8 protein-coding genes are annotated in these 12,828 nt (G+C 51.9%); 1 reads left to right on the top strand and 7 read right to left on the bottom strand.

The genetic code is table 11. The features are described 5' to 3' along the window. Window positions 1–478: 478 nt before the first annotated feature. From GNT65_RS20320 to GNT65_RS20310, 3 genes are all read right to left on the bottom strand, one after another. Window positions 479–1,072, bottom strand: a complete 594-nt coding sequence (locus tag GNT65_RS20320) for an outer membrane beta-barrel protein (protein WP_160798988.1) — start codon at window positions 1,070–1,072, stop codon at window positions 479–481. Between the two features lie 561 nt (window positions 1,073–1,633). Then, window positions 1,634–3,790 carry a S46 family peptidase gene (locus GNT65_RS20315; RefSeq protein WP_160798987.1) on the bottom strand — a complete coding sequence of 719 codons (2,157 nt, stop codon included), beginning with the start codon at window positions 3,788–3,790 and terminating at the stop codon, window positions 1,634–1,636. Window positions 3,791–4,013: 223 nt separating this feature from the next. Next, window positions 4,014–5,213, bottom strand: coding sequence for an aromatic amino acid transport family protein (locus GNT65_RS20310; RefSeq protein ID WP_160798986.1), 1,200 nt, complete (start codon window positions 5,211–5,213; stop codon window positions 4,014–4,016). Window positions 5,214–5,827: 614 nt separating this feature from the next. Between GNT65_RS20310 and GNT65_RS20305 the strand changes: the two genes are divergently transcribed. Further along, window positions 5,828–6,382, top strand: a complete 555-nt coding sequence (locus GNT65_RS20305; RefSeq protein WP_160798985.1) for a TMEM165/GDT1 family protein — start codon at window positions 5,828–5,830, stop codon at window positions 6,380–6,382. A gap of 131 nt (window positions 6,383–6,513) precedes the next feature. Here the strand turns inward: GNT65_RS20305 and katB are convergent, their stop codons facing one another. From katB to exeM, 4 genes are all read right to left on the bottom strand, one after another. Beyond that, window positions 6,514–7,974: a catalase KatB gene (gene katB, locus GNT65_RS20300; protein WP_160798984.1), complete on the bottom strand. Its 1,461-nt coding sequence runs from the start codon at window positions 7,972–7,974 to the stop codon at window positions 6,514–6,516. 546 nt (window positions 7,975–8,520) lie between these two features. Beyond that, the gene (locus tag GNT65_RS20295) at window positions 8,521–8,772 is read right to left on the bottom strand and encodes a YgjV family protein (protein ID WP_160798983.1); all 252 of its coding nucleotides are present in this window, start codon (window positions 8,770–8,772) and stop codon (window positions 8,521–8,523) included. A 149-nt stretch (window positions 8,773–8,921) separates the two neighbouring features. Next, entirely contained in the window at window positions 8,922–9,371 is a 450-nt protein-coding gene (locus GNT65_RS20290; RefSeq protein ID WP_041510029.1) for a PaaI family thioesterase, read from the bottom strand. Window positions 9,372–9,912: 541 nt separating this feature from the next. Then, window positions 9,913–12,573, bottom strand: coding sequence for an extracellular exonuclease ExeM (gene exeM / locus GNT65_RS20285; RefSeq protein WP_160798982.1), 2,661 nt, complete (start codon window positions 12,571–12,573; stop codon window positions 9,913–9,915). Between the last annotated feature and the right edge of the window lie 255 nt (window positions 12,574–12,828).

Raw genomic sequence — 12,828 nt, 5'->3', positions numbered from 1 at the left:
GCGCGGTTCTCATTAAGGCCAGAGCCTCTAATTGCTCATAAACAGGTCGGATATACGGATGCAGTAATATCTTTTGTTACTAACAAATTAGCTATTGAATCTATCCAGGTGTCCATATATGGACTTGAACAACATCCCTGTATAACAACCAGCTCGGCATCCATGCCTCTCGTTCATAAGCACGAAGCTTCGCTTCATTCACCGTGCCAAAAGAATGTTTGCACATAAGGCCTGCGGCAGGCAATTGACCACAGTAACGGTTAACGCTAAAGCATGACTAATTGAATTCAAACCACGTCGAGCCAATAGGCCCCAATACATCACGAAGAAACCATCAGCACTAGGTAACAAAAAAGGGCTTAGATTCTTATCTAAGCCCTTTTGAGCTGAACGCTAACTAGATACTAAAAGTATCAAACCTGCCCCCCATTAATTCTTACTGGGTGCTAGCCTACCTCTAAGTTACTTTAGGGTTAATTTAAGGGCTGGGGAAGTGGTACACCAAGTTGAGGTTGATGCTGTCGCCTTGCAAACCGTAATTAACATCGCCGACACTGAAGCTTTCATCGTAAATCCGCATCCATTCCAGCTCCAGTTGAACCCGGTTGCCGTTGCTGATAGATACACCTAAACCATAGATGATATCGTTATCGTCTTCCGAAATTTCACCGATAGATCCCATAGATTTGCCGTAACCCAAGAGGGCATAGGGCCTGAAATATTCGTTTAACGGCAAGATCCCTCTAGCCAGTACGCTGAAATGGCTGTCTACAGAGTAACTAACACCATCAATAGTTTCGTCAGAAACATTGCCATAGCCCCTGGCTTCGAAGGCGAAGTTCTCGTGTAGCTGGTAGCCAACAATAACCCCCATCAGGGTGTTGTCTATACTCCTTGATCCAGACAGCATGCTGCCGGAAACTACATAGTCGCCATCCACATCAACGAATGCTCCACTGAGCCCCAGGTACATGTGCTGTGCGTTGCCATGAGGATAAAGCTCACCTGCACTGACATCATTAAAATAAAGTATGCCCAGGACAGGCACTAGTAACCATGATCTATTCATCATTCATCATCCTTAATTGGTTCTATGACAGGGGACATGACAATCCCACCGTTAGGAAATATAGACCAAGATGACAGTTTTGTGATGCCGGCCCTATGCTACAGGCTCGGCCGATAGCGGCCGTGCTTTAAGATCCATGTTGGCGCTACATTGCTGAACCCGTACGCATCAGATGTTTCGACAGAGCCTGCAGGGATGACTCTAAATAAAATGAAGAATCGGCGTCTCACAAGCGTATCTGCACATGAGGTCGTTCCTTCACATCTGACCCATAAGGACATGGAAAATGTCAATGTGATGTAGGGAACATCACCGACCATGTGATCACGACATTTGTGCTTCCTGCACTTCACCTGCGGCAGGCAATTCAAAAAAGTATCGGTTAACGCTACGATTGACCCTCATTCGAATCAATGCCTAGCAAAGGGCACATCCTATATATCCCCAAGTAAACACAAGCGATTACCCACAAAAAAGGGCCTAGATTCTCATCTAAGCCCTTTTGCTCTTAACGCTGACTCGATACTAAAAGCATCCAACCAGCGCTGCCACTAATCGCTGGAATTAGTGAACAATCTCCATTTCCGCCAGCAGGTTGTCGGCGTTGTCCAGATACTTCATCACCCATAGCATGTAGCGGCTATCTACCTGGATAGAACGGTTGGTGTCGGGATCGTAACCCCAGTCGCCGATGATAGATTCATAGACGCCGTCAAACAGCAGACCAACCAGCTCGGCGCGACCGTTCAGGGTTGGTGAACCTGAGTTACCACCTGTGGTATCCAGGGTCGACAGGAAGTTCACCGGCACAGAGTCGATAGCCTTCACATAGTAGTCGCCATATTGCTTCTGCTTAATCAGCTCAAGCTGCTTCTTAGGCGCGTCGAACGGTACCTCTCCCGTGTCTTTGGCCAATATGCCTTCCAGACGAGTGAATGGTACGGCAACCAGGCCATCTTGTGGCGAGTAGCCCTTCACATGACCCACGGTAACACGCAGGCTAGAGTTAGCATCGGCGTAAACCGGCTTACCCAGCTCCTTGTTGTAGGCGATGATGGCATCCATATATTGAGGACGTACCTTCATCAGCTTGCCATACAGCTCCTTCTCTTTCTTCTCCTGCGCCATATCTGTGTCATACATGGCGACGGCAAACTTGATGAAAGGATCTTTAGAGGCCTTGAAGTCGGCTACCGACTTGTCCATCCAGGCAAGACGGGTTGCCTTGTCACCCAGCTCGGTCTTGGCGTACATCTTGTCTAGCACCTTGCTAAGCTTGGCGGCGTCGAACTTCTTGCCGATGCCGAAGGCTTTGTCCAGCGCTGGGATGCGCTCTTCGCTAGGCAGCTTGGCGTAGCGAGTCAGCAGGTCTAGTACCACGGCCTTGTCGACGCTTGGGGCGTAACGACGGTCGATACGCTCCAGGCCCGACTTGAAGCGGGTCATGTCGCGATCCTGATACCCGGGCTCACGGGCCATGTCGTCCAGCTGCTTCTCGTTAGCCAGACGGTATAGCTTACGGGCAGTCGGCAGCATGGTGGTGTAACCGATATAACCTAAGATGATGTCGCGGGCCTGGTGCTCCTGGCTTTCCTTGATCAGCTTGTCCAGCTCGGCCATGGTTTGGCCATACTTCGCCTGACGCTTGCTGTCTTTGTTGATCCAGCTGGTCAGCGCCGCCTCGCGAGCCTTACGGTCTTCGAGCATGGTCGACTTACCGTAAAACTCGATCATCGAGGTGAAGTTCTTGGCATAGTTGGCCAGACCGGCGATCAGGCTCTCATACTTGATACGCTCGTCGCTGCCCTCTGGCGCGGTTTCCTTAATGATCTCGATGAAGCGTTCACGCAGCATCTTGCCTTCTGGATAGGCCCACTCGAACTGGTTTTCTACCTCGTTGGCGGTGCGGTAACGGTTGGTACGACCCGGATAGCCGGCAACCATGACGAAGTCGCCATCGCTCACGCCCTTAGCCGATACCTTAAGGAAGCTCTTAGGCTCGTAAGGCACGTTGTCTTTGCTGAAATCGGCCGGCTTGCCATCTTTCGAGACATAACCACGGTAGAAAGAGAAGTCGCCGGTGTGGCGTGGCCACATCCAGTTATCGATGTCGCCGCCGTACTTACCTACACTCGCCGCCGGGTTATACACCAGACGCACGTCGCGGATCTCCAGCTGCTTAACCAGGTAGTACTCAAGGCCGCCGTGGAAGCTGTAAACCTGACAGCGATAGCCATCGTCGGCCTCACACTGGGCAACCAGTTGCTTCTCCTTGGCTTCGATGCCCTGATAGAAGTCGTTGCCAACCTTGTTTTCCAGGCCGGCCTTGACCTTATCGGTCACATTGGTCACCTCTTCGGTGACATAGATGCGTGAACCCGGGGTAGCCGGCAGCTCTTCGCCAAAGTTCTTCGCCAGGAAGCCATCTTTTAGCAGGTTCTTCTCTGGGGTCGAGTTGTATTGAATCGAGCCATAGGCACAGTGATGGTTAGTCACTACCAGGCCCTTTGGCGACACGAAAGACGCGGTACAACCACCCAGGCTGATCACGGCGTTAATGGGAAATTCGGTGAGTTTTGAGATAGATTTGGCGTCGATTTCCAGCCCCTTGGCCTTCAGCTCATCTGCCATGGCAGGCAGTTGATAGGGCTGCCACATCCCCTCATCGGCTTGGACGCCGAAAGCAGCGGCAAGCGCCACTGACACGAGTAACTTTTTCATTTGCTAAGTCCGTTTTATCGTTATAAAAATTTTTATAATACCCAATGGCCTTTTAAGTCCCCAGCGCATGAAGCCTTAAAAGCCCTACAAAAAAGCCGGGCAATGGCCCGACTTTATCATAAATTGCTGAGTAACAAACAGCTTAGCAAATTAGCGAAAAGGTAAGCAGGTATTTCCAACAATCCCCAGCCCCCTCGCTTAAGCGCAAATTGTCAGTCTCTTTTTACAGCGCCACCCAGAGCTGAGCGGCAATAATCACCAGCCCAACCAGCGCCGCCGCAGAAAGGGCAAACTGACCGCCACAGACCTGATACCCCCCCAGGTTCTGTTTACGCTGTCCCAGCGCCATGGCGATCGGCAGGAAGATGATCATCACCACCAGCGGCAGGGCGGCAAAACCTAAAACCTTAATAAAGCCATCAGGATAGTAAAGCGCACACAGCAGCGGCGGCACGAAGGTCACCAGCCAGGTCTGCAGTCGGCCCAGCAGGTTTTCTCTGGCACGGGTCAGCTCGGCGATGTAGTCGAACAGGCTCATGGTGACCCCGAGGAAGGAGGTGATAAGCGCCAGGTTTGCAAACAAATCGATACATTGACGTAAAATGTCTGAGTGGGCGATACCTTGCAGCGCGGCGACCAGCTTAGGCAGAGAGCCCTCGAAGCCGTATACGGTCGCGCCGCCCACAGTGCCCAGAGTCACCATCAACCAGAGGATGTAGCACACCAGGGGAATGGTCGAGCCGATCATGAGCACCTTACGCAGCGACATGGCGTCGCCATCCAGGTAGCGTACAATCGTCGCGATACAGACGTGGAACCCGAAAGAGGTAAATACCACGGGGATGGCCGCCAGCCAGAGGTTACCCAGCTCGCCCTTAGACACAAGTTCGGTTGCGGATTCACGCAGTATATAGGTCGGACTCACCTCGGGTAGCAGGAAGAGCACCACTATGACAAACAGGGCCACCATGGCGCTAAAGAGCACGCGTGACACCTTGTCTATCCAGGAGACGCCAATGGCGATGAAGCCACCGAAGACTAAGGTAAACAGCAGTACCGCTTGCTCGTGACTCACCTCGATCCCCAAGGGTTCGAAACGAGACTCCAACAAGGAAGAACCGCCCATCAGATAGACCATGGTCAGCGCAAACAGCAGGCTTAAGAAGGAGCCCCCCTGGATCAGCTGCCCGACCTTGCCTAGGGTCTTGCCCGTGATGGCGTGGACATTCAGCCCCACACCGGCACGTAAGTTAATCTCTAACATCAACAGAGAGGTATAGATAGATACCCCCCAGATTGCCACTAATAGCAGTAAGGCTGGAATCGTCCCCAATGAAGCAGTTGCCAGAGGCAAGGCCAACATGCCTCCCCCAATTGCGGTCCCCGCAACGATGGCAATAGAGCCAAGCATTTTTAAGTTCACAAAATTGTCCTGTCTTATTTATTATCTCTTTTGGAAGGTCAGATTTAGAACGACTGCGAAGGCGGGATTTAGTCATGAAACACACTAAGCGATAGCCTCCTAACCGAACTATGGATCTCTGCCCTAGTACGTGTCGGGTTGGCCTCAACAGCTTAGCTTTTACTATCTTCCGATCTAGCTAAGCCCCTGAGGCTGCCTAAATCGGTAACAATATCGATAGGTCTGTTTCATCACTACCTTTACTCTATAAATTTGACTGTTTGGCACATTAACAGAGCCACAGGCGGCGCACAAGGCATCCAAGATGATCGGATGCAAGTTTGTACAAACACGTAAAAACCACGAAACATGCTGTCTACAGAGTGGTCACCGGAAGGATGCCCCCCAGCCTTGCGCCTCAATTGGATTTGGGTATAATGGCCGCCACTGCTTCAGGGGAGTAGCTAACAAGGCAAGCCATTTGCCTTGAGTGAGTGTCAACATACTTGGCCACATGCCATGGTACTCACGGTAAGGGGAACACTTCTTACTTTGCAAGACCTGAGCACGGTTACCGTTCATTCATTAGGGGGCGGCGGATCGTGCTTGGATTTTTTGCCCCCTTAGGAACTATGATGGAAGCATTACTCGCCTCAACCTTCACCGTCGCCATTGCAGAGATAGGTGACAAGACCCAGCTGCTGGCACTGATCCTCGCCGCACGATTCAAGAATAAAACCGCGATTATCCTGGGGATACTGCTATCGACCCTGGCCAACCATTTTGCCGCCGCCTGGCTAGGCCAATGGGCCATCAACTGGATAAGCCCTGAGATGGCCACCTATATCGTCGCCTTCTCCTTCTTCGCCATCGCCCTCTGGGTTCTGGTGCCCGACAAGGTTGACGCGCAGGAGAGCCGCTTCTATCAGATGGGCCCCTTTATCGCCACCTTCATCCTCTTCTTCCTCGCCGAGATGGGCGATAAGACCCAGGTTGCCACAGTCGTGCTGGCCGCCAAGTATGATGCCCTGCCGTTAGTGGTACTGGGCACCACCCTGGGGATGATGATCGCCAACGTACCTGTGGTGATCGCCGGTCATTTCAGCGCCGAGAAGCTGCCGATGAAGTGGATCCACCGTGGCTGCGCCGCCCTGTTTGCCCTGCTGGGCGTGGCGACTCTACTCTATTAAGTTAAGGTTGCCCAACTCAAGACTTAAGCCCAAAACTTAGGCCCTGCACAATAGAAAAAAGCCAGTGACTCAGATCACTGGCTTTCTATTCGTCGGCCGTTCCAGGCCTATTTTGCTACACGCCTACTCATCTACAGACCCAGGCCCTGTTTGATGCGCTGACCATAGTCTTCATCTGCCTTGAAGAAGTGGGCCAACATGCGCTGTTGCACCTCCTCGCTTGCCTGGCTCAGAGAACCCGAGATGGTCGCCGCCAGTCTGGCCTTCTCTTCCTCGCTGAATATGCGATACAGGTTACCCGCCTGGGTATAGTCATCCTGATCGTAGCGGCTGTAACGGTCGGCTTCACCATCGAGTCTCAATGGTGGCTCGACAAACTGCGTCGCCTCCACCAGGGCCGATTGAGTGCTGTTAGGCCCATAGTTGGCGCTGGCATCACTGCCGGTCTGACTGCCGCTGAAGGGGCATTGGGTCCCCGCCATGGCACCACCACGCTGATGATGGTTGGCTTGGGCCGCATGGGGGCAGTTCACCGGCAACTGGTTATAGTTGGCACCGATACGGTAACGCTGGGCATCGGCATAGGCAAACAGACGCGCCTGCAACATCTTATCCGGCGAGGCGCCCACACCCGGCACCAGGTTACTCGGCGCTAAGGCTACCTGCTCTACCTCGGCGAAGTAGTTCTGCGGCAGACGGTTAAGCTCCAACACACCTATCTCGATCAGTGGGTAGTCGCCATGTGGCCACACCTTGGTCAGATCGAACGGGTTGATCTGGTAGGTGTTGGCATCGGCCTCCGGCATGATCTGCACATTCACCGTCCAGCGCGGGAAGTTGCCGTCCTGGATCGCCGCCACCATGTCACGCTGTGACGAGTCGGGATCTATCCCCTTAAGCTTATCCGCCTGCTCGTTGGTTAAGTTGACCACGCCCTGCTGCGACTTGAAGTGGAACTTGACCCAGAAACGCTCTCCCTTGGCGTTCCAGAAGGAGAAGGTATGCGAGCCGTAGCCGTGCATCTGACGATAGTTTGCCGGAATACCACGGTCTGACATCAAGATGGTGACCTGATGCATGGCCTCGGGGTTAAGCGACCAGAAGTCCCACATCGCCTGTGGATCTTTCAGGTTGGTCATAGGGTTACGCTTCTGAGTGTGGATGAAGTCAGGAAACTTGATGCCATCGCGCAGGAAGAAGGTCGGGGTGTTGTTACCCACTATGTCGTGGTTACCGCGCTTGGTGTAGAAACGCAGGCCAAAACCACGAGGATCGCGCTCGGCATCGGCCGAGCCCATCTCACCGCCCACGGTCGAGAAACGCACGAAGGTCTCTGTCTGCTTGCCTTCGCCGTTTAAGTGATCGGCGATGGTGTAGTCGCTCAGATCTTTGGTTAGGGTAAAGGTGCCATAGACACCCGTGCCCTTGGCATGCACCACGCGCTCGGGAATGCGCTCACGGTTAAAGTGGGCCAGCTTCTCGATAAGATGCCAGTCTTGCATTAATAGCGGACCGCGCTCGCCGGCAGAAAGTGAGTTTTGGTCGTCGGCAATTGGGGCGCCGCTCTGGCTGGTTAAGTAGTTGGTTGTCATAATTCGCTCCATCCTGTTTAGCTCATTTGTATCTTGATTTAGGTGTTTGTTTTAATGGTCGAGTCAGCTCAACCAGTCTTCGATAACATCAAATATTGTGGCCATAGCTCTACTCCAAATTAGTTCTGCTCCTCTAAGCGCTCACCTAGAGCGCTAGGCAATGACACCGGGCGGCTCGCTTAGCCATTTCACTTGTCGATGTAGCAAGATTAGTCGAGCATCAGAAAAACATAAAACGATTAAAACTGATAACTCTAAACTGATTTTTAGATTAAAAGAGAGAGTGAGAGCTAAGAGGGGGTAGATAATGGACAGGGAAACGACTCATCCCAGCAGAGGGCTCATTGAGAGCTCAGCGAAAAGGGGAAAAGAGCAACCGCGACTCACGCTAGTCACTTTAACTGCAGAAGAGTTATGCCGATAACTAGGCTGTTTGCACAGCGGCATGGAAGATTAGCATACAAAGCAACGGGAAATGACACAAAGCGGGCACGGTTGATGAGCCCCTCGATAAGCGGCTCATCAACCAAAATCGTAAACGCTGGATTAGGTCTCTTTGTCCAGCTTAACCTTGGCGACCTGATACAGCTTCACCAGATAGAAGATATCGATCAGCACGATGAAGAAGTTCACTAGCGCTACAGGCAGGGCGCCGATAGCCAGGCCGTAAGCGACAAACAGGCCGGCACCGATCAGGTTCCACCAGCGCAGCTTCTTGATATTTGACATCATGAGGGAGATGGCAACGACCACAGAGGCCAGATAGCCCACCCATTCCCAAATTATTGCCGTTTCCATAGGCACTCCTTAACCCTTAAACACCGCTTCCCTAATTATGGCACCGAGCTGCGCAAGTGGCAGCCAAACTCACAAAATTATCTCACTAATTCAGATGCATGTCAGGCGCTTGCCTGGTGTACGCCAGAGCGGTGCCAGCCCTAGAGGCATCATACTACGGCCTGGCGTTTGACCACGGCAGCCGTCATACGGGAGATACAGCAGAGTTCGCCGGCACTGTTATGAATAAGGACTTCCCATACTGAGCTACGTTTGCCCAGATGAACCGGCTTGGCGGTCGCCGTCAGGGTACCGTTGCGCGACGCCTTGAGGTGATTGGCGTTGATCTCCTGGCCGACACAATAGTAGTGCTCAAAATCCACCACGAAGTTGGCCGCATAGCTGGCTACCGTCTCGGCCAGGGCCACATTTGCCCCACCATGAACTATCCCCAGCGGGTTGTGCACCGCAGGTGATGCCGGCATGGTCGCCTTCATGTAATCCTCGCCGATCTCACTGATGGTGATCCCCAGGGTCTGCATCAGGGTGCCTTTGCCATGCATACCGGCGTCCATCTTGGCACAATCTTCCAGGGTAACGGGTCTAAACCAAATGCTCATATCTCATTCCATCACTCACAAAAAATGAGCAAATAGTCTACTTTGTCCAGCCGCAATAAGATATAGGAGATTGGGAGCCGGAAAAGCCATGGCGCTTACCAGAGCGTCGCTATGGGGAGTCAACTGGGGGTGGCCTTCATCCGCCCTGAATTGTTAGTCTCGTTTGCCGCCGATTGGCCGCATCAAGTGGGTTTGTGTGACGAATGAAGACCTAGGGTAACAGGTAAATCTCGCTCGCAATCGGCGCTGGGATGCCACTGCAGGGCAAAGCCGATAACGCGCGACAGTTTATCCTGAAAATGCCAAGAAACAAGACCGATGAGTGGATGAAAAACAGAAAAATATCACAGCGTTACCTAAGCCGCAGAATTGATGCCATCATGCTACACAAAGGAAAACAGCCGCTAACATAGCGCCAAACTTGCGCCTAAAGAGATGAAACAGAATTGGGTAGAAAGGATAACAGCCCAAGCAATGAAGTGCTTAAGGCATAAAAAAAGCCAGCTGGGGAGAACAGCTGGCTTTGGAGAGACTCGGCAGACTAGTTGCGACGACGCAGACCAGCCAATCCAAGTAACATCAGTCCCAGGTAACCTAGTGAACCGCCGTCATCATCCTTTTCTTCCGGCTTTGGCTCTGGCTTAGGTTCAGGCGCAGGATAGTTTAGCGCCACGATCACAGGGTCGTGATCCGATGCTGAGAAGGCATTTTCAGACTTCTCGAGATCACCCGTGTACTTGCTGCTATATTCGAACAAGTTAGATTCCACAGAGTTGATGTGCCAATCCTGAATATCAAGCACACGCTCTGCCAGGCTAGTGTTCGCCAATGCATGGTCAAGGTTACCCAACTCGCCACTGTAGCTATAAGAGTAGGTATCGGCGCCGTGCACTTGGGTATTTAGGTTGATCAGGCCATAGCCCTTCTCAATCTTGCTGCCTTCGCGCTCGTAGACTTTACCGCCCAGAGTGGTCCAAGATGCCGTCATGATGTCACGATCTGAGTTGGCCGCGTCATAATCGGTCAGCACACGGATAGGATCTTCCAGGCCATAGGCGTTCATATCGCCGATCACTAAGAGATCGCCTTCAACGTCTTGCAAGGCATCACCGATCACCTTGGCGGCTGAGACTCGGAACTCGTTACACTTGCCCTGAAGATCTGCAGGATCGCTGCTGTCTTCGAAATTCGACCAGTCTTCGATACAGCCTGAGCCCTTAGACTTGAAGTGGTTAACCACTACGGTTAGCTTCTCACCATTTACCGTGAAGGTTTGACCTAAGCTATGACGCTGATACTTGTCAAACGCAGGGCTTGATTGCGCCGCATCACCTTCGCCACGGGTCGTGATACCAGCCGGTGCATGTTGCTCTGGCGTCTCGATGACAAAGGCATCATTGGTTGGCTGAACCTTTCCAGGACGATACAGGAGACCCACGGTAATCGCATCACCACCGACAAACTGGCCCTTATACTTATCTGCATCCGCAACTTCAATAAACTTGTACGCATCGGCGGCAGGCAAATTGGCGTTGAGATCGTTGACGAGATACTGAATAGAGCTGTTCTCACCAAAGCCATTGTTCTCGATCTCCATCAAGCCAATGATGTCGGCGTTCATCTCCTTCAATGCGTTCACGATCTTAGTACGCTGCAACAGGTAGTCTTCTAGGCTATGTGCGCCACGACCACAACCTCTCGACGCATCGGCATCGGCCTGATCCTTACAGGTCGCGTTCAGATCACCGCCAATATCGCTGTCGCTGGTGAACAGGTTCAACACGTTGAAGCTGGCTACTCGAATATCACCCTTAGTGGCAACTTCTGGCGTATCGACACGATCGTCACCACGAATGAAGTCACCGGCCACAATTTCATTAGTGGCAACCAGACGATATTGGTTATAGCTATAGCTCACCACACCTTGAAGGTTAGTCAGCTGATCGCCCACACGGATATAGCCAGTCTCGGCATTGAAGGTTGGGAAATAAGGCACTTCACCGTTCTTCGCCTTGAAATCAGACTCGATAAACAACTGGTTAGCGCGGTTTTTCTTCTCAAGCGCAATCGCCTCGTCTGTCATGGCAGGATAAAGCTGTGTTGGCTTCATCAGCGGCGCCTTGTGCGACAACATCATGTTGTTGCGACGTGCATCGTAGTCATAGCTGAAGGTACGACTGACTTTCATGTCGCTACCGGCATCGAGTACCACATGCATGCCTTCGAAACGCTCTAGCGCATCGCCAAGACTCTCGCCGTCGGCGACATAGAAAGGTTGCACAGCAAGTTCACCTAGATTCTCGCCCACTTCCATCTTCTTGTCGGCCTTGATGTCGACCTGTGTCAGGCCATAGTATTCTTTCACCAGACCTTGAACACACACCTCGACGCCAGGCTGGATCTCTTCACCAGCCGCTTCACCCAGGTAAACAAAAATACCGTCAGAGGTATAAGGTGAGCCGTCGCCCTGAACTTCCTGCAGGTAGAAGCCTTTGAACAAGCTGTCACCACGAGCGGTAACCACACCGCGAATAGTGACTTCCTCTTTAGAAGCATAGTCACCATCGGCGATCAGCGGGCTAGACTTACCGGCTCCCTGTACGCTGTAGATAGGTGTGATTTTGGCACCGCTGCAGCTAAAGACTGGTTCTTCAGGCTCGGTCGGTGCGCTGCTGCCATCTAAGTTACCCAGACCGGTAAAGGTGTCGACAGGCAATACTTTCCACTGGCTTTCGACAAACACATCAGAGGCACTAAGGGCATCGCTATTGCGTTGTATGGTGGCATCCTTTCCCCAGCCAGATGGCGTAGGCACTGCACCTATGATGTCCACTACGGTACCATCTTTCACCAGTGCCACGGCATCGCCGCCGTTAAAGGAGAGACTCGCTGTGCTGCTGTCGACATCGCTACCTAGGGCGATACTGGCACTTGGGTGTACGACGACTTTGAGTTTTTTGGAAGCTATGGTGAGTCCATCTAGGGCTACCATATCGGAGGCGGTGGTATCGCCATCTTTGTAGCGCACCAACTTGTAACCGGTAAGATCTACGGCGGTATCGCCAGAATTGTACAGCTCGATCGCCTTATTAAAACTGCTGCCTTCAACATATTCGGTGATCAGCAGGTCGGCTTTTGCAGAAACGGGCAAAGCCGCGGCTATTGACAGCGCAAGCACTGACAACTTCTTAACATTATCCATTGTTCAACCCCATTTTTATAATAATGCCGCTAATTTTTATTAACGTGCGGCGAGATTGTTACAGAAGTGCTCAAGCCGATTTGTGATCAATATCACATTCCAAAATAGCGAACATTATGTTTATAAAATACGGTTAATATCTGTACAGAAAACAAGAATCATATTAGTAAGTCATTATTAACCGATTGGTTTCACGATATAAAAGTGAATACCATCGATATTCATTCACCGAAGGGTTAGATAATATTAAATAAA

This window comes from Shewanella insulae, from assembly GCF_009831655.1.
GTDB classification, from domain to species: domain Bacteria; phylum Pseudomonadota; class Gammaproteobacteria; order Enterobacterales; family Shewanellaceae; genus Shewanella; species Shewanella insulae.
The sequence above is the reverse complement of the archived record's forward strand: the minus strand, read 5'-3'. Positions and strand labels throughout refer to the sequence as shown.